21 protein-coding genes and 2 tRNA genes are annotated in these 21,298 nt (G+C 70.8%); 12 read left to right on the top strand and 11 right to left on the bottom strand.

Annotated features, from left to right (window positions below; translation table 11 throughout):
• Nucleotides 1-7: 7 nt before the first annotated feature.
• From LUU90_RS23685 to LUU90_RS23710, 6 genes are all read left to right on the top strand, one after another.
• Nucleotides 8-994 carry an ACP S-malonyltransferase gene (locus tag LUU90_RS23685; RefSeq protein ID WP_275006425.1) on the top strand — a complete coding sequence of 329 codons (987 nt, stop codon included), beginning with the start codon at nucleotides 8-10 and terminating at the stop codon, nucleotides 992-994.
• Complete coding sequence (locus LUU90_RS23690) at nucleotides 991-1,992, top strand: beta-ketoacyl-ACP synthase III (protein ID WP_275006427.1); 1,002 nt, start codon at nucleotides 991-993, stop codon at nucleotides 1,990-1,992. The genes LUU90_RS23685 and LUU90_RS23690 overlap by 4 nt, the downstream gene beginning before the upstream one ends.
• 125 nt (nucleotides 1,993-2,117) lie before the next feature.
• Nucleotides 2,118-2,366, top strand: a complete 249-nt coding sequence (locus LUU90_RS23695) for an acyl carrier protein (protein WP_274993587.1) — start codon at nucleotides 2,118-2,120, stop codon at nucleotides 2,364-2,366.
• Nucleotides 2,367-2,520: 154 nt separating this feature from the next.
• Nucleotides 2,521-3,765, top strand: coding sequence for a beta-ketoacyl-ACP synthase II (gene fabF, locus LUU90_RS23700; protein WP_275006429.1), 1,245 nt, complete (start codon nucleotides 2,521-2,523; stop codon nucleotides 3,763-3,765).
• Nucleotides 3,766-3,927: 162 nt separating this feature from the next.
• Nucleotides 3,928-4,413 (top strand): peptide deformylase, encoded by a 486-nt coding sequence (def, locus tag LUU90_RS23705; protein ID WP_275006431.1) that lies wholly within the window; start codon nucleotides 3,928-3,930, stop codon nucleotides 4,411-4,413.
• A gap of 278 nt (nucleotides 4,414-4,691) precedes the next feature.
• The gene (locus LUU90_RS23710) at nucleotides 4,692-5,189 is read left to right on the top strand and encodes a DUF3145 domain-containing protein (RefSeq protein WP_275006433.1); all 498 of its coding nucleotides are present in this window, start codon (nucleotides 4,692-4,694) and stop codon (nucleotides 5,187-5,189) included.
• Between the two features lie 43 nt (nucleotides 5,190-5,232).
• On the opposite strand, the gene LUU90_RS23715 is transcribed toward LUU90_RS23710, so the two are convergent.
• The 3 genes from LUU90_RS23715 to LUU90_RS23725 form a co-directional block, all read right to left on the bottom strand.
• Nucleotides 5,233-6,210, bottom strand: coding sequence for an HTTM domain-containing protein (locus LUU90_RS23715; protein ID WP_275006434.1), 978 nt, complete (start codon nucleotides 6,208-6,210; stop codon nucleotides 5,233-5,235).
• A complete protein-coding gene (locus LUU90_RS23720) occupies nucleotides 6,207-7,067 on the bottom strand; it encodes a DUF5819 family protein (RefSeq protein WP_275006436.1) in 861 nt (286 codons plus the stop codon). The genes LUU90_RS23715 and LUU90_RS23720 overlap by 4 nt, the downstream gene beginning before the upstream one ends.
• 61 nt (nucleotides 7,068-7,128) lie before the next feature.
• Nucleotides 7,129-8,367: an RtcB family protein gene (locus LUU90_RS23725; protein WP_275006438.1), complete on the bottom strand. Its 1,239-nt coding sequence runs from the start codon at nucleotides 8,365-8,367 to the stop codon at nucleotides 7,129-7,131.
• A gap of 161 nt (nucleotides 8,368-8,528) precedes the next feature.
• Here LUU90_RS23725 and LUU90_RS23730 point away from each other — a divergent pair.
• Nucleotides 8,529-8,605, top strand: a tRNA-Ile gene (locus LUU90_RS23730).
• Between the two features lie 41 nt (nucleotides 8,606-8,646).
• Here LUU90_RS23730 and LUU90_RS23735 read toward each other — a convergent pair.
• The 4 genes from LUU90_RS23735 to LUU90_RS23750 form a co-directional block, all read right to left on the bottom strand.
• On the bottom strand, nucleotides 8,647-9,048 hold the full coding sequence (locus LUU90_RS23735; protein ID WP_275006440.1) for a cupin domain-containing protein: 402 nt from the start codon (nucleotides 9,046-9,048) through the stop codon (nucleotides 8,647-8,649).
• Nucleotides 9,049-9,146: 98 nt separating this feature from the next.
• Nucleotides 9,147-11,837, bottom strand: a complete 2,691-nt coding sequence (locus tag LUU90_RS23740; RefSeq protein WP_275006441.1) for a pectate lyase family protein — start codon at nucleotides 11,835-11,837, stop codon at nucleotides 9,147-9,149.
• A gap of 262 nt (nucleotides 11,838-12,099) precedes the next feature.
• Nucleotides 12,100-13,071, bottom strand: coding sequence for an LPXTG cell wall anchor domain-containing protein (locus LUU90_RS23745; RefSeq protein ID WP_275006444.1), 972 nt, complete (start codon nucleotides 13,069-13,071; stop codon nucleotides 12,100-12,102).
• A 176-nt stretch (nucleotides 13,072-13,247) separates the two neighbouring features.
• Complete coding sequence (locus LUU90_RS23750; RefSeq protein WP_275006445.1) at nucleotides 13,248-14,261, bottom strand: M15 family metallopeptidase; 1,014 nt, start codon at nucleotides 14,259-14,261, stop codon at nucleotides 13,248-13,250.
• Between the two features lie 256 nt (nucleotides 14,262-14,517).
• On the opposite strand from LUU90_RS23750, the gene LUU90_RS23755 reads away from it, so the two are divergent.
• Together LUU90_RS23755 and LUU90_RS23760 are read left to right on the top strand one after the other, a co-directional pair.
• Nucleotides 14,518-15,087 carry a hypothetical protein gene (locus tag LUU90_RS23755; RefSeq protein ID WP_275006447.1) on the top strand — a complete coding sequence of 190 codons (570 nt, stop codon included), beginning with the start codon at nucleotides 14,518-14,520 and terminating at the stop codon, nucleotides 15,085-15,087.
• 55 nt (nucleotides 15,088-15,142) lie between these two features.
• A tRNA-Asn gene (locus LUU90_RS23760) sits at nucleotides 15,143-15,215 on the top strand.
• Nucleotides 15,216-15,361: 146 nt separating this feature from the next.
• On the opposite strand, the gene LUU90_RS23765 is transcribed toward LUU90_RS23760, so the two are convergent.
• On the bottom strand, nucleotides 15,362-16,300 hold the full coding sequence (locus LUU90_RS23765; RefSeq protein ID WP_275006449.1) for an ATP-grasp domain-containing protein: 939 nt from the start codon (nucleotides 16,298-16,300) through the stop codon (nucleotides 15,362-15,364).
• Between the two features lie 368 nt (nucleotides 16,301-16,668).
• Between LUU90_RS23765 and LUU90_RS23770 the strand changes: the two genes are divergently transcribed.
• Nucleotides 16,669-17,163 carry an NUDIX domain-containing protein gene (locus tag LUU90_RS23770; RefSeq protein WP_275006451.1) on the top strand — a complete coding sequence of 165 codons (495 nt, stop codon included), beginning with the start codon at nucleotides 16,669-16,671 and terminating at the stop codon, nucleotides 17,161-17,163.
• A gap of 70 nt (nucleotides 17,164-17,233) precedes the next feature.
• The gene (locus LUU90_RS23775; protein WP_275006453.1) at nucleotides 17,234-18,124 is read left to right on the top strand and encodes a VOC family protein; all 891 of its coding nucleotides are present in this window, start codon (nucleotides 17,234-17,236) and stop codon (nucleotides 18,122-18,124) included.
• Between the two features lie 146 nt (nucleotides 18,125-18,270).
• Here the strand turns inward: LUU90_RS23775 and LUU90_RS23780 are convergent, their stop codons facing one another.
• Entirely contained in the window at nucleotides 18,271-18,876 is a 606-nt protein-coding gene (locus LUU90_RS23780) for a response regulator transcription factor (protein ID WP_275006454.1), read from the bottom strand.
• Nucleotides 18,873-20,081, bottom strand: coding sequence for a sensor histidine kinase (locus LUU90_RS23785; protein ID WP_275006456.1), 1,209 nt, complete (start codon nucleotides 20,079-20,081; stop codon nucleotides 18,873-18,875). The genes LUU90_RS23780 and LUU90_RS23785 overlap by 4 nt, the downstream gene beginning before the upstream one ends.
• A 120-nt stretch (nucleotides 20,082-20,201) precedes the next feature.
• Between LUU90_RS23785 and LUU90_RS23790 the strand changes: the two genes are divergently transcribed.
• Nucleotides 20,202-20,669 carry an NUDIX hydrolase gene (locus LUU90_RS23790; protein ID WP_275006459.1) on the top strand — a complete coding sequence of 156 codons (468 nt, stop codon included), beginning with the start codon at nucleotides 20,202-20,204 and terminating at the stop codon, nucleotides 20,667-20,669.
• Here the strand turns inward: LUU90_RS23790 and LUU90_RS23795 are convergent.
• Entirely contained in the window at nucleotides 20,636-21,226 is a 591-nt protein-coding gene (locus LUU90_RS23795; RefSeq protein ID WP_275006461.1) for a MarR family winged helix-turn-helix transcriptional regulator, read from the bottom strand. The two genes, LUU90_RS23790 and LUU90_RS23795, sit on opposite strands and share 34 nt — an antisense overlap.
• Nucleotides 21,227-21,298: the final 72 nt, after the last annotated feature.

The raw sequence follows: 21,298 nt of genomic DNA on the forward strand, positions 1-21,298 counted from the left end.
TGGACGCGTGCTCGCCGTCGTCTGCCCTGGACAGGGCTCTCAGACCCCCGGGATGCTCAGCGACTGGCTCGAGCTGCCCGGAACCGAACAACGCCTCGCCGCAGCATCCGAGGCCTCGAACCTGGACCTGGTGGCGCACGGCACGACGTCGGACGCCGACACCATCCGCGACACCGCGGTGGCCCAGCCCCTGATCGTCACCACCTCGCTGCTCGCGCTCCGCGCCCTGCTCGACGGGCGCCCCGCGGCCGACGTCGTGGACGTCACCGCAGGTCACTCCGTCGGCGAGCTGTCGGCGGCCGCGGTGGCAGGTGCCCTGTCCGACGACGGTGCGGCCGGTCTGGTCGCGCGCCGCGCCCGGGCGATGGCCACGGCGGCAGCGGCGGCACCCTCGGGTATGAGCGCCGTCGTGGGCGGTGACCCGGACGAGGTGCTGGCCGCTATCGAGGCCGCGGGCCTGTGGCCCGCCAACGTGAACGGCGCCGGCCAGACGGTGGCGGCCGGCGCGCTGGACAAGCTGGCAGAGTTGTCAGCGAACCCGCCGACCCGGGCCCGCGTGATCCCGCTGCAGGTGGCCGGGGCGTTCCACACGCCGTTCATGGACGCGGCGCGGGCCGAGTTCGAGCCGGTGGCCCTCGGCTGGGACGCGACCGACCCGACTCTGCCCTTCCTCGCCGACCTCGACGGGACCGCCTACACCGGCGGCACCCACGGCCACGGCACCGGCGCGGACGTGCTCACCAACCTGGCGCGCCAGGTGACGGCCCCGGTCCGCTGGGACCTGATCATGACCGGCCTCGCCGAGCGTGGCGTCACCGGTCTGCTCGAGCTCGCGCCGGGCGGCGTCCTGACGGGTCTCGCCAAGCGCGGCCTCAAGGGTGTCGAGACGGTGGCGGTCAAGTCGCCCGCTGACCTCGACGCGGCCCGGGCGCTGATCGCCGCGCACAGCAACGTTCTTCCCAGCGGCACGAACGCGACCGGAGCAGACCAGTGACCATCCTGCAGCAGGCCCAGCCCACGCAGTTCTCGCGGATCCTCTCGATCGGCGCGGAGCGCGGCGAGCTCGTCGTGACCAACGACGACATCGCGGGCCCCATCGACTCGTCGGACGAGTGGATCCGCCAGCGCACCGGCATCATCACCCGCCGTCGGGCCGGCGCGGACAAGGACGTGCTCGACCTGTCCGAGGCAGCGGCCCGCAAGGCGCTCGACGCCGCCGGCCTCACGGGCGCCGACATCGACGCGATCATCCTCTCGACGATCACGCACATGCACATGACGCCGTCGGGTGCCGCGATCCTGGCCGAGCGCATCGGCGCGACGCCCGCTGCGGCGTACGACGTGTCGGCGGCCTGCGCCGGCTACGCGTACGGCATCGGTCAGGCGGACGCCCTGGTCCGCGCGGGCCTCGCCCGGCACGTGCTGGTGATCGGGGCCGAGAAGCTCAGCGAGATCATCGACCCGACCGACCGGTCCATCTCCTTCCTGCTGGGTGACGGTGCAGGCGCCGCGATCGTCGGCCCGTCGGACACGCCAGGCATCGGCCCGACGGTCTGGGGCTCCGACGGCGCCAAGGCGACCGCGATCCGGCAGACACACTCCTGGACCGAGCTGCGCGAGGACCCCTCGCTCGGCTGGCCCACGCTGCGCCAGGACGGCCCGACCGTGTTCAAGTGGGCGAGCTTCCAGATGGCGCCCATCGCGGAGAAGGCGATGGCCGAGGCAGGCGTGACCGCCCAGGACATCCAGGTCTTCATCCCGCACCAGGCCAACATGCGGATCATCGACCAGATGAAGAAGCAGCTCGGCCTGCCGGACTCCGTGGTGATCGCCCGCGACATCGCTGAGACCGGCAACACGTCCGCGGCGTCCATCCCGCTGGCCGCCGACCGTCTCCTCGCGGAGGGTCAGGCCAGGTCCGGTGACCTCGCCCTGCAGATCGGGTTCGGTGCGGGCCTCGTCTACGCCGCCCAGGTAGTGGTGCTGCCGTAGCAGGGTGCGCAGTGGCGGAGAATGACCCCGCCGTGCATTCCGGTCTCCGGATGCGCCAAGATCTGACCAGCAAGACTCCGGTGCCCGACGGCGCCGGTGACCGTTACGAAAGATAAGGAAGTCCCATGGCCAACACGGACCAGGAGATCCTCGAGGGCCTCGCCGAGATCGTCGCCGAGGAGACGGGCCTCGACAAGGCCGACGTCCTGCTGGAGAAGTCCTTCACGGACGACCTCGACATCGACTCCCTGTCGATGATGACCATCGTCACGCACGCCGAGGACAAGTTCGGGGTTCGTATCCCGGACGAGGAGGTCAAGAACCTCGCGACCGTCGGTGACGCAGTGAGCTTCATCAAGGGCGCCCAGGACTGAGCCGCCCCCCGGCGGCGGCCGCGTGGCCCGGTCGACCTGGTCGACCTGGTCGACCTGATCGACAGGGCCCGCGCCGCCGTCGGGCACTCGCTGCCCACAAGGCAGCACCTTCCGCACCTGCCCCCTTCGTCCCACCACCCTCGGGAGCATCATCATGACCTCCGCACGCGAAGTCGTCGTCACGGGCCTCGGCGCCACCACACCCATCGGCGGGGACGTGGCATCCACGTGGGAGGCCGCCCTCGCAGGCGAGTCGGGGGCACGCACCCTCGAGAACGACTGGGCCGAGAAGTACAGCCTGCCCGTCAACTTCGCCGCCACCATCAAGGTGAACCCGGCCGAGGTGCTCTCGCGCCCTGAGACCAAGCGGATGGACCCGTCCACGCAGTACGCGATCGTCGCGGCACGCGAGGCCTGGGCCGACGCCGGCAGCCCCGAGGTCGACGGCGAACGGCTCGGCGCCGTGGTCTCGTCCGGCATCGGCGGGCTCTGGACCATCCTGGACGGCTGGGACACGCTCCGGGAGCGCGGCGCACGCCGCATGCTGCCCATGACCGTCCCCATGCTCATGCCGAACTCGCCGTCCGCCTACGTCTCCCTGGAGTTCGGCGCCCGCGCCGGCACGCACGCGCTGGTGTCCGCGTGCGCCTCCGGCGCCGAGGCCGTGGGCTACGCGGCGGACATGATCCGCACCGGCCGGGCCGACGTCGTCGTCGCCGGCGGTACCGAGGCCGTGATCCACCCCATGCCGCTCGGCGCGTTCGCGGCGTCCCGCACGCTCTCCCTGCGCAACGACGACCCGCAACGCGCCTCCCGCCCGTACGACATCGACCGCGACGGCTTCGTCCTCGGCGAGGGTGCCGCGGTCCTGGTGCTGGAGAGCGCCGAGCACGCGGCGGCCCGTGGGGCCCGCGTCTACGCGAAGATCGGCGGTGTGGGCCTGTCGTCCGACGCGTACCACATCACCTCCCCCGACCCAGAGGGCAAGGGCCAGGTCGCCGCCATGCGCTCCGCGATGGAGGACGCCGGTGTGACCGCCGCCGACATCGTGCACGTCAACGCGCACGCCACCTCAACCAAGGTGGGCGACCTCACCGAGACGTACTCCATCCGGACGCTCCTGGGCTCCGACGCCGACCACGTGCTGCTGTCGGCGACGAAGTCCATGACCGGTCACCTGCTGGGCGGTGCCGGCGCCATCGAGTCCCTGTTCGCGGTCAAGGCCGTGTCCGAACGCGTCGCTCCCCCGACGATCAACGTGGACAACCCCGACCCGGAGCTCCAGGTGCCGCTCGTCCGCGACGAGCCGGCCAAGCTGCCGGGCGGCGACATCGCCGCGATCAACAACTCGTTCGGGTTCGGCGGGCACAACGTCGCCCTGGTGGTCCAGAACCACTGACCCCGCCCCGAAGGCCCTCGTACGTGTCAGACGCTCAGGTCGCCCCGGTGACCTGAGCGTCGGCACGTCTACCGGCGGTCGCGATCGTCGCGTCCGATCCGACGTCGCCGCCCGGGCCTGTCGTGCCCGCGCCCCTTCCTTCTGACATGGGAGAATGTCCGCATGGCAATGCGTGAGATCCGTGTGGTTCCCGACCCAGTGCTGCGCACCCCGTGCGACACCGTGACGACTATCGACGACCGCGTCCGCAGCCTGGTCGCGGACCTGGTCGAGACGGTGGACGACGAAGGGCGTGCCGGACTCGCCGCCAACCAGATCGGTGTCTCCCTGCGGGCCTTCTCGTGGAACATCGAGGGTGAGATCGGCTACGTGATCAACCCCCGCATCGTCGAGCTGGGCGAGGAGCAGCAGGACGGCGGCGAGGGCTGCCTGTCCGTGCCCGGCCTCTGGTACCCCACCGTGCGCGCGAACTACGCCCGGGTCGAGGGCATCAACCTGGACGGCGAGCCGATCACCGTGGAGGGCACCGGGATCATGGCCCGCTGCCTGCAGCACGAGTGCGACCACCTGGACGGCATGGTCTACCTCGACCGCCTCCAGAAGGAGGCGCGCCGCGCCGCGATGCGGGAGCTTCGCGCGCGCCTGTGAGGGCCTGACCGCCCCGTTTCGTACATGCCACGCCCTGTGGGATCAATCTCAAGAAAGTCTTAAGGGGCACTAGTGGTGGTGCGCCTTTTTAGGCAAGAATGTGCCGCACGAACTCGTCGTACGTGGTGATTCATTCGACGCCTGCGCGCCGTTTCGCCTCGCATCTCGTCGACGAATCGGGCAGGATGTGGTCCGAAGCACCGCTGTGCAGCCGACCACAGCGTCACCGCCCTGGTGAGGACGTAGGGGAAGACGTACCTCGACCCAGGGAGGAAGACATGGCCGGTGTCATCACGCGGGGTGTGCTTTTTGTGCATTCGGCGCCTCGTGCCCTGTGCCCCCACATCGAGTGGGCAGCGGGGAACGTACTTGGCGTGCGCGTTTCCATGGACTGGACCGCGCAGCCAGCGGGTCGCGGTCTGTACCGTGCCGAGTACTCGTGGCAGGGTCCGCAGGGCACGGGCGCCAAGCTGGCGTCCGCCCTGCGCGGCTGGTCCCATCTGCGGTACGAGGTCACGGAGGACGCGAGCAACGGGGCCGACGGCGCCCGCTGGTCACACACTCCAGATCTCGGCATCTTCCACGCCATGACGGACGTCCACGGCAACGTGGTGGTCCAGGAGGACCGTGTCCGTGCCGCCCTGGAGCTCGCCGACCCGCGTGCCATGCGGGAGGCGCTCGACCTCGCTCTGGGCGCCGCCTGGGACGACGAGCTCGAGCCGTTCCGGTACGCGGGCCTCGGTGCCCCGGTCCGGTGGCTCCACCAGGTGGGCTGACGACCCCCTCTTCCTCCCGGGGGCGTCTCCCGGTAGCCCGGCCCTACCCAGGGATCCGGTCCAGAACCCTCGCGGGTTCCGGGCCGGATCGCTGGGTGGCGCCGGGCTTCCTGCGTGTCGCCCACCGCGCGACCGTCGAGTCGCGCAGGAACACACAGTCCCCCGCCATCATGAACAGCGAGAAGAACGGCAGCCCCATCACGACGGCGATGCCCGCGTGCATCAGGAACGCGCCGGCCACCGCCGCCGTCCGCAGGTGGCGGTGCAGCAGCAGGAGCGGGAACGTGAGCTGCAGTGCCAGCGTCCCCCAGGTCACCGCTGCCACGAGCCAGCCGGTCCCCGCCACCAGGTCGGCCAGCTCCGGCCATGGCCGGAACTGCGGCAGCAGCAGCGGGTAGTACACGGCCGAACCGTCGCGCCACTCCGGGCCCTGGAGCTTGAACAGCCCCGACAGCACGTACACCAGGCAGATCTGCGCGCCCACGGCCAGCACGGCGGCGTTGTGGGCCAGGTTTCGTAGCCGGCCGCGTCGGCGGCGGGCAGGGCACCCGGCAGGGCACCGGGCCCGCCGTCGGGCATCGAGGGACCAGCGGGCCGACGTGTCCGCGAAGCAGAGGTAGACCAGCAGGATGCGTGCGATGTTGTCACCCTGGTCGGCGATCAGCGGGTTGATCGAGGTCAGCCCGGCCCAGCCGACCAGCAGCAGCGGCACCGTCCAGCGGGCGCGCCAGCCCAGCGTGACCAGCACGGCGACCACGAGCAGCGCGGCACAGGCCACGGTCACCACCAGGCCGCCGGTGAGCGCCTGCCCGCCGAGCGGCGTCGTCCAGCGGGCGCCCGCGCCCCACAGGGCGTGGCGCGCCGGGAAGTTCACCGCGACATACCCGCCGATGCCCACGCCGAAGGTGATGCGCATCAGCGCGATGCCGTACGTCGCGTGCGCGGAGGTGGTCATCCAGCGGGCGCCGGCGTCCAGGAGCACCGTCAGGGAGTGGCCGGGCCGGGCCGGCACGCGGGTCACCCGGCTCTCCCGCCGGCCGCTGCGGACCCGTCCAGCGCATCCCACGTGCCATGGAATGCCGCGTCGTCCTGGCCGGTGACCACGTGCGGCGGGCGCGCCCCGATGATGAGCCCCGCAGGCTCCGGACGCTCCCGTGCCCCGTAGGGAGCGACACCGTGGCGCACGATGCGCGCCTGGACGTAGGCCAGGGACGCCACCACCCCGGAGCCGCTCGCCGGGCCGTCCGCGACGTGGCCGGCCCGCAGCACCTGGGTGGCGTAGGCGGCCAGGGCGCGGTCCCGGGCGAGATAGTCGTCGACGACGCCGGGCGCGGCTCCGGCGTCGAGCAATGATGCCCGCAGCGCGGGCCAGGGCTCGGGCGGGGCGCGCTCCGGGGCCGGAGCGTCCGTGGGCGACCGCAGGACGACGACCCGCGCCTCCTCGGGCAACGCCAGGTACGCGGCGCGCGTGTCGGAGGCCAGCCGGCGAGCCGGCCGCTCGCTCGCCCCGGGGAGCGGACGCCCGGTCAGCGCGCGGAGCTCGACGGCGGTCGCGTCGATCCAGGGCCCCGGCGTCAGGCCGCCGTCGGCCCGCGGGTACACGCCGCGGACCCGCAGCGCGTACTCCACACGCAGGGGCGACGGCGCGAAGACCGACCAGTTCTGCGCGAAGACCGGGGTCATGTAGGCACTCAGCGCGCCGGTGTCCGCACGGCTGGCCGGCTTGTCGTCGGCCCGGCCGGTCAGGGAACCGGGAGCCGCCCAGAGGAACGTGGCGACGAAGTGCCCGAGCAGCAACGCCCAGACCACGACCACGAGGCAGCGGACGCGGGCGGAGACGACCGGTGCCTCGTCCCCACCCCTCCGTGCGACGCTCACCGCGCACAGGTTGCCAGAGGCACCCACCTTCGTTCCAGCCCGCGGTCCGCTGCCGAGGCGGTCAGCCCTTGACGCAGAGCACCGTACGCAGCCGGGCGACGACCTCCACGAGGTCGGACTGCGCGGCGATCACCGCGTCGAGGTCCTTGTACGCGCCGGGGATCTCGTCGAGCACGCCGCGGTCCTTGCGACACTCGACGCCCTCGGTCTGAGCGGCGAGGTCCTCGACCGTGAACTCCTTCTTGGCCCGGGTCCGGGACATGCGCCGGCCGGCGCCGTGCGACGCCGACCAGTACGACTCCGGGTTGCCCAGACCGCGCACCACGTACGAGCCCGTCCCCATCGACCCGGGGATGAGGCCGAGGTCGCCCTGGCCCGCCCGGATCGCGCCCTTGCGGGTGACGATCAGCTCCTCGCCGTCGACCTGCTCGCGCGCCACGTAGTTGTGGTGCACGTTCACGCCCTCGTCGAAGGTGAGCGCCCGGCCGCCGTCGATGAGCTGCGCGAACTCGTCCCGGACCGCCTGGACGGTCAGGGCCATCATGACCGCGCGGGACCGGGCCGCGTACTCCTGCGCCCACCAGAGGTCGTTGAGGTACGCGTCCATCTCGGGCGTGCCCGCCAGGAAGACGGCGAGCTCGCGGTCCACGAGGCCCACGTTGTGCTCGAGGCGCTTCGCGATGCCGACGTGGTGCTCGGCGAGCTCCTTGCCGATGTTGCGGGAGCCGGAGTGGAGCTGGAGCCAGACCTGGTCGTCCTGGTCGAGGCAGAGCTCGACGAAATGGTTGCCCGAGCCAAGCGAACCGAGCTGCTTCCGCGCCCGCGTCTCGAGCTGGCGGACCTTCGGGTCCAGCGTCTCGAACCTGTCCCAGAACGCCTGCTCGCCCCGCAGCCGCTCCTGACCTCCGGACCCCTTGACGGGCCGCAGGCGACGCAGGTCCACGGGCTCGTCGTGCGAGTGGAACCCGACCGGGATCGCGGCCTCGATCCGCGCACGGAGGCGCGAGAGGTCGTCCGGCAGGTCGTCCGCGGTCAGCGAGGTACGGACACCGATCATGCCGCAGCCGATGTCGACACCCACGGCGTTCGGCGACACGGCGTCGCGCATGGCGATCACGGAGCCGACGGTCGCCCCCTTGCCGAGGTGGACGTCGGGCATCACCCGGACGCCCGCCACCCACGGCAGGGCCGAGATGTTGCGCAGCTGGTTCAGCGCGGCGTGGTCGACGTCGTGCTCGTGCGCCCACATGAGGGTCTGGGCCCGGGCGCCCGAGAGAGCGACCGGGAAGTTCGAGGACATGGAAGTGCTCCTGTTCTGTGCGGGAATGGCTCGCAGAACCTATGGGCCGTCATCGGACGTGCGCCAGGAGATTTCGGCACAGCCGCTGTCCGCGGACGCGTGGGTGGCCCTGCATTCCCTGCTCGAGGCAGTAAGATCCTCCCGCGGCTTCGATGCCGCGGGCCCCGTTAGCTCAGCTGGTCAGAGCAGGAGACTCATAATCTCTCGGTCACAGGTTCAAGTCCTGTACGGGGCACCAGAGGCCCGGGATCCCGCCGATCCCGGGCCTCTCTCATGCGGTCACCGGCCGTCGCGCCACGGTCGCTCGACTCCCGAGCCGCCGCCCGGAGAATCGTCGTCCGTGATCACCTTGTCGTCGATCGCGGGACCACGGATCGTCATACCCCGAGCCGGGTGGTGGACAGCCACCAGGGCATGGGAGACGCCCGCGCCGACGGTGACCGCCTCCCCCGCCGCCACCGTGATCCGCGATCCTTCGATCTCGAGGTCGATGGATCCCTCCAGGACGACGTAGACCTCGTCGCTCGCCCGATGGAGGTGCGTTCCGTCGTCGCGGAACGGTTCGTCGACGCGCCAGTGCAGGACCTGGAGCCGGTCCGAGCGGAAGCCCTCGTCCGACGGCGGCCGCGGGCCGGCGATCACCGTGAGCCGACCCTCCAGCGAGATCTTGCTGAACGACATGCAGGCAGTCTGGCAGAGCCGACGAGGGCGTCCTGAGAAGTGCGCTCTCGCGCTCCCCAGGACGCCCTCGTCGGCAGTCCGCTGCTTCAGCCGGTCCGTCAGAGGTTGACCGCCCGACCCCCGATCGTCACGGCCAGGCGACCGTCGGACGCGAAGGACCAGCTCAGCGCCCCGGCGTACTGCCCGCACCGGGAGCCGTTGGAGCCGGACCACCACTGGTTGCCGCCCGCGTCGTTGCCTATGATCCGGTCGTTCGACCCGCTGTTGCAGGAGGTGTTGTTACGGAAGGTCGAGGATCCGCCGTCGAAGTTGAAGTTGCGCTCCGTGCTGCCGATGCTCAGGTTGTTCTCGACCGTCAGCGAGCCGAGGTTCCGGTTGTAGCCGAACCCGTGCTTGCCGTTGTCGAAGGCGATGCTGCGCCGCACGACGTGGTTCACCGCGATGTCCTCGCCGCCGAGCTTGTAGCCGTTGCGGTCGCCGTTGCCGGCCTGGCCGCCGTTGGACAGGGTCCCGTTCTCGTAGGAGAGCGAGTCCTCGATCGTGACGGCGCCGATCGCGCCGGTGTCCGACTTCGTGTACAGGTCCCAGCCGTCGTCGATGTTGTTGTGCGCCACCGTGAAGCGGAAGACGTTGCCCGAGCCCACGGTGAGCTTCGGGGCGAACCCGTCCGCGTCCTCACCGTCGGAGTCCGCGTTGTCGTGCGACTCCGTGGACACGATGAGGTTGTTCGCGGGCCAGTCGGCCCGGGGAGCGCCGGCGGTGTACCGGGAGAGCTGGAGCCCGGAGTCGCGGTTGAACCGGGTCACCACCCGCTCGATGACGTTGTTGTCCCCGCCGAGGAGGATTCCGTTGTCGCCCGCGCACTCGACGACGATGCCGCGCACGTGCCACCAGTCGCCGCCGATCGCGAGGCCGCGGTTGGCCGAGTTCTCGCTCTGCGCCGAGAAGTTGAGCACCGGCCGCTCGCCGGGGTACGCGAAGATCTCCGTGCGGTTGCCCGAGAGGCCGTTCTTGCCCGGCGGGATGGCGATCGTCTGCGAGTAGTTGTAGGTGCCTCCGCGCAGGTAGATCGTGCCGCCGGGGTTGATCCGGCTGATCGCCGACGCGAGCGTCGTCGGGTTCGCCTCGGTGCCGGCGGCGCTGTCGGTGCCACCGGGCGCCACGTAGAGCGCGTCCGCGCTGGGCTGTTCGATCGGCCCGCCGTCGTCCGGCGGTTCGGTGGGGTCGCCTCCTGACGACGGCGCTCCGGCGTAGGTCTCGAACTCGGCGACCCGCGGGGTGGCGCTCGAGCTGGTGATCTCGAAGTTGATCTTGGTCAGCGACGTCGACGGGAAGCTGACGGCCTTGGCGCCGCTCCCGGTGGCCAGCACCGCGCCGTTGTCGTTGTTGACGATGCGCCACGAGCCGATGTTGCCGACGGCGCCGGACGCCTCACGGATGTTGACGCTGGAAACCGTCTTGGCGGATGCCCACTTGACCGAGACGCGACCGGTCGAGCTCGCGGGTGACCAGTAGGTGCTGGCGTTGCCGTCCAGCACGCTGCCGTAGCTGGTGCCGCTGGCCTTGCTGGAGCCGTCGGCGCCCGCGCCGAGGCTCAGGTTGGTGCCGGTGGGCGGGTCGGTCGGCGGGTCCGTGGGCGGGTCGGTGGGCGGGTCGGTGGGCGGGTCCGTCGGGTTGGTCGGCGTGCAGCTGCCGTCCGACACGCGGTTGCCCTTGTTCGCCCCCGCCGTCTGGCTCACGATCGCCGGCACGCAGCTGGCGCCGTCCATGGGGTACGAGTAAGGGATGCTCACCGAGGTGTTCGACGTCGGGTTGGGCCCGGCCGGGTTGTGGTCGCCGCTGCGGGCCGACCACGTCACGTTGTCGAAGACGTTGCCCGCGACCTGCCAGTAGCCGGCCTGGTCCGTGTAGAACGTGCCGAGCACGTCCTTGGAGTCCTCGAAGTAGTTGTTGTCCACCTTCGCCTTGGCCCCGGCCCGGGAGTTGATGCCGGTCTCGACCAGACCCACGTAGTGGTTGTTGTACATGTGCGCGATGCCGCCGCGCAGCAGGGGCGTGCGGGAGTTGAGATTCTGGTACAGGTTGTGGTGGAACGTGACGAACCCGTTGGAGAGGTCGCTCTCGCTGGACCCGATGAGGCCGCCACGCTCGGAGTTGCGCAGGACGCTGTACGACAGCGTCACGTACTTGGTGTCGTTCTTCATGTCGAAGAGGCCGTCGTAGCCCTCCGACTCACCACCCGACGCGATCAGGTTGACGTGGTCGACCCAGATGTTCCGGACGCCGCTCTCCATGCCGATGGCGTCACCGCCGTTGGACGTGGGCGACCCCGACTTCTTCACGTTCTGGACGGTCACGTTCTGGATGATGATGTTGCTGGACTCGCGGATGTGGATGCCGATCTGGTCGAAGACCGCGCCGCTCCCCACACCGACGATCGTCACGTTGCTGATCTGCTTGAGCTCGATCACCCCGGAGGCCGTGCTGCAACCTGGACCCGAGACCTGGGTCGTGTTCCCGTGGTTGATGGTCCCCGTGACCTCGATGATGATCGGGGTGCTCTTGGTGGCGCGGTTGCACAGCGCCGTGTGGATCGCCGTCCCGGTGCTCGCCCGTACCGTCTGCCCGCCGGCACCGCCGGTGGTGCCGCCGTTCTGGGTGGCGAAGCCCGTGGCGGGGCCGGTGGCCGCCGCCGCTTCCGGGGCGGACTGGGCTGTCACCCCGATGGTGACGGCGAGCGTCACCGCTGCCACCGCCGAGAGGAGCTGTACTGCTCTTGGTCGTCTCATCGTCATTGCCTCACGTTCGTCGTTGAAAGCGGGACATTGCTGTGTAGTGCGATGCGGGGCCGCCAGGCGCGTCCGCGCCGACGCTGGGGCAAACCCACCGGATGATTTTCCAACCAGTGGGGAACCGGTTTCCCGGATCCTAGTAACCGGTTTCTCAGATGGCAACCCCCTGGGCCGACGACCTGGGTGTCAGTGGTCTGTGTTCGAGCCGATCACCGAGGTCCAGCGCATGCGCGCCGACCTCATCGCGTTCACGGAGCGATCAGCCGTGCCGCCGGCGTAGCCAGATCAGGCCCAGGCCCGCGGCCACGGCGGCGAGGGCGACCGCAGCGAAGGTCGCCGCGTCCGCACCGGTCGCCGCCAGGGAGGAGGATGGATCCTCGGTGCCGGTGCCGGTGCCGGTGCCACGGTCGTCCGACCCGTCGGACTCGTCCGGGCCCTGTGCAGGGGTCCCCGTGGAGGTCGGAGTGGGTGTTGGCGTCGGTGTGGGTTTCACCGTCGGAGTGGGTACGGGCGTCGGCGTGGGCGTGGGAGTCGGCGTGGGAGTAGGCGACGGCGTAGGCGTCGGAGTAGGCGACGGCGTCGGTCCGGAACCCACGTTGCGCACCGTGCATGTCACAGAGCGGCCCAGCTCCAGCGTCACGACGTCGCCCGTCAGCTCCGCCCCGTCGCACGACCAGCCTGCGCTGAGATAGCCGTCCGGCCCGCCCTCCTCGGACAGCGTGTACTGCCCGATCCGCATCGACTGGTTCGTCACCGCCTCCGATCCGGAGGCACCGGCGATCGATTCGGGTCCCTGGGCACGCAGCTCCCAGTCCTCGGGCGAGGCGGTCCCCCCGACGACGTCCTTGACGAGCGTCAGCGTCGGCGCGATCGCCTCGTTGTCCACCGTGCACGTGATGCTGCCACCCTCGGTCACCGTGATCTCAGGGGTGGGGTCAAGGATGTCCTCGCCACCGCAGTTCCAGTTCTGGAACCGGTAGCCGGCAACGCCCCCGCTCTCCGAGATGCGATAGGTGCCGGCCGGGACCACACGATCCTGCACGCCGTTGAGACCGTTACCCTCGATGACCTCGCCGGTCGCCAGGTTCTCCGCACGCATGGTCCACAGTTCGCGCCGCCCCTCGGACGCACCCGTGTCGAGGTTCTCGATGCGCTTGAACAGCGACAGGTGCCCGGTGGCCTCCTGCGCCGACGCCGTGCGCGGCCCCATCAGGCCGGGTATCAGGAGCATCACCGCCAGCATCGGGGCTACGGCGAGGGCCGCGGTGCGCCGAAGCGTCCGGCCCCTCGATAGTGCCGACGTCGGCGTCGTCGTCCCGCTGCTCACAAGTCTCCCATCGGCGCGATCTCCGCGACGACGTTAATTCACCCGCATGGACTTCGCGCGCGGAAGGGAACCGCCAGATCTCACAGGCCGGCGCGGGCGAGCACGGACTCCCAGTGCCACGGCTCCGGCACGCGCCCGTTGGGCTCGGCGAAGTCCGGGTGCGTCCAGCCGTAGGTCTCGGCGTTCTGCTTGAGCCAGGTGTACTGCTCGGTGTCGAACGTCTCGACACCGCCGCCGATGTCGACCGCGAGGCCGAGGCCGTGGTTGGAGCAGCCGGGCGGGGCGGCGATCGGTGACGACGGGTCGTAGAGCGACTTCTGCGACTCGTACGTGCGGTACGAGGAGTTGATCGTCAGGTGCTCGCCGAATGCCTTCTGGTAGGCGGCGTCGAGCTCGATCAGGCCGGGCAGCACGTCGGCGCGCACGAAGTGCGTGGGCGCCCACGGGATCTCCGCCAGGGCAGAGCTCGGCACCTTGCCACTGTCCGGGTCCCACGTCTGGTCGGGTGCGGGACAGGTGATCGCGTCCTGCGCGTCGGACAGCGCCTGGGTCGCGACGGTGACGACCGAGCGGTTCGTGCTCAGCTCATCCGCGGCTTGTGCCAGCTCGGTCAGGTCCTCGCTGCCGAGGGTGCTGTCCGCGGCGGCGTCGGCGGCGGCCATGGTCTCGAGGGCGGCCTGCAGGCGGGCTCGGACGGCGTCGTCGACGCCCTTGCCCTTCGTCGCCTGGTAGATCTTCTCCCCGCGGGCCTGAGCGGCCGCGAGGCTCTCGCGCGCCTCGGTGACGCGGCCGCGGGCGAACTCGACCATGGAGGCATCGACGGCGTCCGTCGCCGCTTCGAGGGTATCCCGGGCGTCACCGGTTCCGGTGGTGAGCCGGGTGAGGACCGACTCGTCCAGCACGGACTGGGCCTCGGCGATCTGTGCGGAGAGTCCGACGCGCGTCGTCTGCTCCGCGACCTTGCCCTCGGAGGTGGCCAGCAGCTGCTCTGCCGCGGCGGTCTGGTTGGCCAGGTCGTCCGTCTCCGCGACGACATACCAGGCGAGCCCGCCCCCGCCCATCGCGAGGACGACCACGAGCGTCACGATGATCATCGACCGCATGGCACGGCGACGGCGGTCTTTCGCCTCGCGCCGCTCTCTCGCTGTCCCGCCGGCATTCGTGCCGGGGGGATCGACAAGTGGCATGGCGTTCGTCGAGGTCACTGGCCAGAACCTACGGCAACCGACACCCTGGAGCCGACCCGCCAGGGGGTGAACTCTCGGCTCTCGACGCGCTTTCTGCGTCCGCCGCGGGAGACACGGGATCGGCCTCGTTCGTTCGCCCGGTCCGCGGCACTACGGTGGGAGCATGGGGTTCCGATCGTGGTTCGAGCACCGCCCGCAGAAGGCCGTCCGCCGCACCGTGCGCTCGCACCGCACCGACTCCGTGCTGGCGCGGGCGGCGCTGGTCACGTCCACCGGCGAGGCATGGGCGTTCGCGACGCGCGCCGAGCTCCTGATGATCTCGGCGCCCGAGGCACCGGCCGGACAGGCCGACGACGAGTCACGGGGCGCACCGTCCGTCGTCGTGCACCGGGAGTGGGCCGACGTCGACCGGGCGACCTACGACACGGAGTCCAACGTCATCCGCGTGCACTGGGTCGACGGCGCCGAGCCGACGCCGCTCCCCCTCGACGGCCGACGGTCCGTCCTGCCGCAGGTGCTACGCGAGCGGGTGCAGTGGTCGGTGGTCCTGGCGGAGCCGGTCAAGCTCCCCGGCGGCGGTTCCGCCCGCGTCGCGGTCCGACGCCGCGTGGACGGCGAGCTGTTCTCCCAGGTGATCGGCGGGAGCGATCTCGACCTCGCCGATCCGGACATAGCGGGTGTGATCGACGCCGCTGAGGCCCGGGTTCGAAATGCGGCAGGACTACCCGCCTGAACCTGTTAGAGTTTTCACCGGTCGCCCTCCCGGTGCACGGGACGGGCGAACGCGATCCCGCGTAGCTCAGCTGGCAGAGCATCCGACTGTTAATCGGACGGTCGTTGGTTCAAGTCCAACCGCGGGAGCATCCAAAGGCCTCGAAGCCCCAGTTCGTCTGGGGATTCGGGGCCTTGTTGCTTGCGGCGGGAGCCCCACTCAGACGGGGGTGAACCGGGCTCCCCGTGGCCCTGCCATCGGTCGACGCCAGCTATGACGACAGGGTCGCGGTCAGCTATCGCCGAGTCCCAGCCCTGGAGACCTCCACGCCGTCAGCTCCCGCGACGAGCGCCCGCATGAGCAGGACCGGCTCCTCGACGGCAGGCAGGTCGCTCACTTGTCCGTCGCCGACCTCGATCACGCGCCACACGCCGTCGGACCGCATCGCAACGTCTGTGGTCACGAACGGTGCGCCCAGGGCACGCACGCTCGCGCCGACCGTGTCGCATACGGCAGACGGAACATCCACTGTGGCGCCAACGGGCGCGTCCGGATGCGGGGTGATCAGTACGGCCGCCCCCGCGACCCACCAGATCCGCGCCTCCTGGGTATACCCGTCGGTGTGGTGCATGAACTGCTCGAAGTCGCGCACGACGATCCCGCCGGCCAGGTCGTCTCCCTGCAGTTCGACCATCCTTCCGATCACACGGGTGGCAGCCGCGATGTCGGCAAGATCGGGCACGAAGCACGCCTCGTGCCACTCGTGCTTGCGGGACTTCACGTAATCCTTGACGACGCCCGGACCGCCGCCCAGTTCCTCGGCCAAGGCGCCGACGTGCGCGCTTGTCGGTGTCCGCCCTGGCTCCCACGGCGTCCAGGCGCTCGCCGGGGTGAGGTCCGCGAATGTGCCGTACCACCCGGGCAGCTCGTGCGCGGCCTGGTACGCGGAGGGGTCGGTGAGCAGCCGGACTCGGCAGGTACGCAACGCGGCATCGAGCCGTGAGTACGCGGCGGAGGGCATCATCCAGCCGCGGTACCAGGCGACCCGTTCACCGTCGGACGTCGGAACCCGGCGCACTGCCGCCCGGACATCTCCAGCGACGATCGCCTCATGGTCCACCACTGCGACTTCCATGCCAGCCTGCAATGCGGCTTCGGCCTCATGCATGAAGTGCTGGTCAGGAAACCGAAGGGCGAGCGGATCGGACGGAACCAGGAGCAGGGGCGTGGGCATGCGTGGACCGTACCGACTCGCGAGAACAAGTTGCCACGGCATTCGGCCCGACGGCGTCAGCCCGGATCAGGGGAATCGGAACCCTCACGCTCCGCGGACCAGCGGTAGTCGCCTGGGGGCAAGGCGCTTCGGTGCGGCGCAAGCTCCGCGCGGCGCCAGGTCTGACCACGCCGATCGACGCCGACCGCGAGGACCCTCCCCTCTACGGATCCGGCCTCCGCCCACAGATGCTCGGAGACGAGCCGAAGCGCACCCTCGATCCCGTCCACGTCAGGGAAGACATCAGCTGCGCTGTCGCGGGCCGCTTCGATGAACCGCTCCAGCCCCCCGTAGTTCGCCCCACCGCCAAGGAGCGCGAGACTGGACCCATGCCAACGACCAGTGCGGGCCTTCTCCCCTACCGGCGCCTCCCCGACGGCGGGCTCGAGGTGCTGCTCGGCCACATGGGCGGGCCGTTCTGGGCGCGCAAGGACGAGGGCGCGTGGACCCTGCTGAAGGGTGAGCTCGACCCCGACGAGGAGCCGCACGCCGCGGCGCTGCGCGAGGCGAGCGAGGAGCTCGGGATCGAGCTGCCACCACCGTCGGCGCCGGACATCGAGCTCGGCGAGGTCCGCCAGCGTTCGGGCAAGAAGGTCTTCGCCTGGGCACGCGAGTGGCCCCAGGACGGCCCTGCCCTGGAGCAGATCGCCGGCAACACCGTGGAGATCGAGTGGCCCCCGCGGTCGGGACGACGCATCGAGGTCCCGGAGATCGACCGGGTGGCCTGGCTGGCGCCCGACGACGCGCGACGCCTCGCCGTCAGCGCACAGGCCGCGTTCGTCGACCGCCTGGAGGAGGCGCTCGCGGCGCCGGGAGCGTCCTGACCATCCCGGCGCCGCGAGTGTCAGTGGTCCGAGGCAGCATCGGGGTACCAGAACCGAACCGGAGGATGTCATGGCTGACTCGCACACCGCCCACACCTACCCGCACGGCGTGCCCAGCTGGATCGATCTGGAGGTGCAGGACGTCGACGCGGCGCTCACCTTCTACGGCGGTCTGTTCGGCTGGCGGTTCGAGGAGAAGCTGCCGCCCGGAGCACCGGGACGCTACGTCGTCGCGTCCCGGGACGGTACGGACGCGACAGCCGTCGCCGCGATCGCCACACCGGACGAGGGCTACGTCGGTGAGGTGGCGTGGCACACCTATCTCGCCGTGGACGACGTCGCGGCCTCGGCGGCTCGGGTCGCAGAGCTCGGCGGCATCGTGAGCTCTCCGCCGGAGGCGGTGGGACCTGCGGGTCAGCCGGCGGGCCGGATGGCGCGGATCGTCGACCCGCAGGGGGCGCCCAGCCGCCTGTGGCAGGCCGGCACACGGATCGGTGCCCAGGTCGTCAATGCGCCGGGTACGTGGAACTTCAGCAACCTGCTCACACCTGACGTGGACCGTGCCCTGCAGTTCTACGGCCCGCTGCTCGGGTGGGAACGGAGCGACGACCTCGCGGTCGGCATGGCGCGTGTCCCCGGGTACGGCGACCACCTGGCGAACACGGTCGACCCGGGCATCCACGAACGCCAGGCGAACGTGCCTCCGGGGTTCGCCGACGCGGTCGCCGGCGTGGTGCCCTCCGACGGGCCGGCGCGATGGTCCGTGGCCTTTGCCGTCGCCGACCGGGATCGGTCGCTCACGGAGGTGGAGCGGGCAGGTGCGACGGTGCTGGCCACGGAGGACGGCGAGTGGTCGAAGGAGGCGACGATCCGCGATCCGTTCGGCGCCGAGCTCGTCCTGGCGCAGTTCGACCCACCGACCGAGTTCCTCGAGGCCGAGGCGCGAGCGGGGGCGTCCTGAGTCAGCCCTGCGCTTGAGGCCGAACGGCGTCGGGGCCACCTCGATGACCCCGCCTGGCACCGGGAAGGCGGCCGGCAGCTTGGATTCCGGGTGATGCCGGCCGTCGACCACTCCTTGAACATCGATGCTCCAAAGCTCGTGGTCGGTCAGATCCAGCCGTGCTCGGCGGCGATGCGCGCGGCCTCGTGGCGGTTGGCACCACCGAGCTTCGCGATCGCCGCCGCCAGGTAGTTGCGCACGGTCCCCCGCGACAGGGAGACCCGTTGGGCGATCTCGTCGACGGGGGCACCGTCGCGCGCGAGGGCGAGGACGTCGGTCTCGCGCGGTGTCAGCGGGGAGTCGCCCGCGCCGATCGCCTCGGCGGCGAGCTCCGGGTCGACGTGTCGGCCGCCGCTCGCGACCTTCCGCACGACATCTGCCAGCATGCGGGAGGACACCGTCTTCGGGAGAAAGCCGCGCACGCCCGCTGCGAGCGCCGACTTCAGGTAGCCGGGGCGTCCGTGCGACGTCACGACGATGGAGCGGCACTCGGGTAGCTCGGCGGAGAGCCGGCGTGCCACGTCGATGCCGTCCGGCCCGGGCATCTGGAGGTCGAGCAGCGCGACGTCGGGCCGGAGCCGGAGCGCCGCCGCGATCGCCTCTGTGCCGGACGCCGCCTGCCCGACCACCTCGAAGTCCTCCTGGAGGTCGAGCAGCCCGGCGATGGCGTCGCGGATGAGGTGTTCGTCGTCGGCGACGAGGATGCGGATCATGCGAGAACTCTCTCCGGGAGGGGGATCGTTGCCTCGAGCAGGAACCAGTCTCCGTCGCGGCTCGTCGTGATGCTCCCGCCGAGCACCCTGATCCGTTCGGACATCGCGCGCAGGCCCGTACCGCCGTCGGGCCGCGCCGCGCTCGGCTCTGCCGCAGCATGAGCGCCGTCCGGCCCTCGGCCCACACCGTCGTTCGCGACGGTGAGCACCACCTCGCCGTCCTGGTTCGAGGTCGCGAGCGTGACGTGCGTCGCCGCGGAGTGGCGCAGCACGTTCGTCACGCCCTCCCGGACGACCCACCCGAGCCCTTCGGCACACTCCTCGGGCACGGGGTCGCCGGCCACGGTGCAGCGGATGCCGGCGGAGCCCAGAAGCGAACGTGCACCGGACACCTCGCCGTCCCACGTCACGCTGACCTCTCCCCGCACGACGCGCCGCACCTCGCTGCCCGCTTCCTGGGCGAGTCCTCGCACGGCGGTGATCTCCTCGGCGGCCCGGTCGCCCTTGCCCCGGCGGACCAGCTCGGAGGCGAGCTCGCTCTTGACCGCGATGGTCGCCAGCGTCCTGCCGAACACGTCGTGCAGGTCGCGGGAGATGCGCAGGCGCTCGTTCGCGAGCGCCAGGGCCGCCCGGTCCTCGTGCGCCTCCTGGAGCTCGCGCAGGACTCGCAGCAGCCATCCGCTGGACCAGTAGCTCCACAGGGTGAGGCTGATCAGGAGCACGCCGGTCACCACGAGCGTGGTGTCTGCGACGGCGACGAGCGGGGCGGCGAGGACGACGATCGCGGCGTTGAGGTAGGCCGTCCGGCGCGCGTCGAGCATGAGCACGAGCACCGCGGCGGCCGACCCGACCGCGACCGCCGCGGTCAGTCCCATCACCTGCACGGGGATGGCGAGGGTCACCGCGACGAGTCCCGCGAGGACCAGCAGCCAGACGACGACGGCGCGGGCGGCGACCGGCCGTGGGCGCCCGACGAGGAGGTCGACGCTCCAGCGGCTGATCATGACGTTCCCGGCGACGAGCGCGAGCGACAGCGCGAGGGCGACGACGAACGCGGTGCGATGCTCGCCGACCACCCGCTCGTCAGCGAGCGCCCCGCCGATGAGCGAGGCGACGGGCGCGAACGTGACCGTGTAGGTGGACCAGCGCACGAAGGTCTCGAACCGGTGTGCGCTGACCGTCGTCCGATCCGCTATGCGTCTCATTCTGCTGCCGCGGCCTGGTGCGGGGCAGTGTCACCGGTCATGTGCTCGGGTGCGTTCTGCACCGGTCGATGCATGACAGTTGTCATGTACCGCACTCCGTCTACACCACCTGGGGAGCACATGAAGGACTACATCGGCTGGATCCGCAGCCTCGTCGGCCGGCAGACGATCATTCTCAACTTCGCCGGCTGTGTGATCGCGAACCAGCACGGCGGCGTGCTCCTGCAGCAGCGGGGGGACCGCGACACGGCCGTCTGGGGTTTTCCCGGGGGCGCGGTAGAGCTCGGCGAGACCGTCGCGGACGCGGCTGAGCGCGAGTGCCGGGAGGAGACCGGGCTGACGGTCTCCGTGGCCTCCCTCCTCGGCGTGTACAGCGCCGGGATCGACACGTATCCGAACGGGGACTCGGCGCAGGCGATCACCACCTTCTTCGTCGCCGAGGCGGTTTCCGGGACCCTGACGTGCGACGGCGCCGAGACGCGCGCGCTCGCCCACTTCACCGAGGACGAGCTGCCCGCCCTGGTGAACGACCAGCACGCACGCGTGGCCCGGGACTACTTCGCCGGACGGCGCGGATGCTGGGACTGAGGTGCCGGGAGGGTTTCATCGCCCGTGCCCGCGAGGTCGTTCAGGAAGCGGGTGACGATCTCCCGCTCCCGCGGGCTCAGGCGCGCTGCCGCCTCGAACCGCCGGGCGTGGCTGCGGCCGACGGTTCGCTGAGCGATCTGACGCGTCTCCTCGGTGACCTCGATCGCCAGGCTGCGCCGGTCGGAACGGTGGGGAAGGCGGCGGACGTGCCCACCCTTCGTGAGCCGGTCGAGCACCTTGGTGGTCGAGGCGGACGAGATGCCGAGATGCGCGGCGATGGCCCCCGGCGTCGCGATCTCTCCCCGGTGCTGGACGGCGATGACGAAGCGCAGCGCGCGCATGTCGGTCTCGCCCAGCTTCATGTACCGGCGCGACGCCTCGCTCAGCCGCTGCTCGGCCTCCCGCCAGCTCCGGAGCCCCGCGAGGACCCGCACCACCTGGTCCACCTCGTCGTCGTCGAGGCCGGCTCTCCGCACGATCTCCTGGTGGGGATCCAGGACACGGGGATCCAACATCGACAGCTCGGTCGGCTCGACCGGCTCAGATTCAGGCACCACGCCCGCTCCCCTCCCTGGATTAATGCTTCCTGTGCTTGAATATAGCCTGGCTAGTTAAACCCATCGAGGAGG

The organism is Promicromonospora iranensis (assembly GCF_028994775.1).
Classification (GTDB): domain Bacteria; phylum Actinomycetota; class Actinomycetes; order Actinomycetales; family Cellulomonadaceae; genus Promicromonospora; species Promicromonospora iranensis_A.

Bases quoted from the DNA above. Each gene is read 5' to 3' on its own strand.
- LUU90_RS23695 (WP_274993587.1), top strand. From the start codon at position 2,118: ATGGCCAACACGGACCAGGAGATCCTCGAGGGCCTCGCCGAGATCGTC.
- fabF (WP_275006429.1), top strand. From the start codon at position 2,521: ATGACCTCCGCACGCGAAGTCGTCGTCACGGGCCTCGGCGCCACCACA.
- def (WP_275006431.1), top strand. From the start codon at position 3,928: ATGGCAATGCGTGAGATCCGTGTGGTTCCCGACCCAGTGCTGCGCACC.
- LUU90_RS23710 (WP_275006433.1), top strand. From the start codon at position 4,692: ATGGCCGGTGTCATCACGCGGGGTGTGCTTTTTGTGCATTCGGCGCCT.
- LUU90_RS23725 (WP_275006438.1), bottom strand. From the start codon at position 8,367: ATGTCCTCGAACTTCCCGGTCGCTCTCTCGGGCGCCCGGGCCCAGACC.
- LUU90_RS23735 (WP_275006440.1), bottom strand. From the start codon at position 9,048: ATGTCGTTCAGCAAGATCTCGCTGGAGGGTCGGCTCACGGTGATCGCC.
- LUU90_RS23740 (WP_275006441.1), bottom strand. From the start codon at position 11,837: ATGAGACGACCAAGAGCAGTACAGCTCCTCTCGGCGGTGGCAGCGGTG.
- LUU90_RS23745 (WP_275006444.1), bottom strand. From the start codon at position 13,071: ATGCTCCTGATACCCGGCCTGATGGGGCCGCGCACGGCGTCGGCGCAG.
- LUU90_RS23750 (WP_275006445.1), bottom strand. From the start codon at position 14,261: ATGATCATCGTGACGCTCGTGGTCGTCCTCGCGATGGGCGGGGGCGGG.
- LUU90_RS23755 (WP_275006447.1), top strand. From the start codon at position 14,518: ATGGGGTTCCGATCGTGGTTCGAGCACCGCCCGCAGAAGGCCGTCCGC.
- LUU90_RS23765 (WP_275006449.1), bottom strand. From the start codon at position 16,300: ATGCCCACGCCCCTGCTCCTGGTTCCGTCCGATCCGCTCGCCCTTCGG.
- LUU90_RS23770 (WP_275006451.1), top strand. From the start codon at position 16,669: ATGCCAACGACCAGTGCGGGCCTTCTCCCCTACCGGCGCCTCCCCGAC.
- LUU90_RS23775 (WP_275006453.1), top strand. From the start codon at position 17,234: ATGGCTGACTCGCACACCGCCCACACCTACCCGCACGGCGTGCCCAGC.
- LUU90_RS23780 (WP_275006454.1), bottom strand. From the start codon at position 18,876: ATGATCCGCATCCTCGTCGCCGACGACGAACACCTCATCCGCGACGCC.
- LUU90_RS23785 (WP_275006456.1), bottom strand. From the start codon at position 20,081: ATGAGACGCATAGCGGATCGGACGACGGTCAGCGCACACCGGTTCGAG.
- LUU90_RS23790 (WP_275006459.1), top strand. From the start codon at position 20,202: ATGAAGGACTACATCGGCTGGATCCGCAGCCTCGTCGGCCGGCAGACG.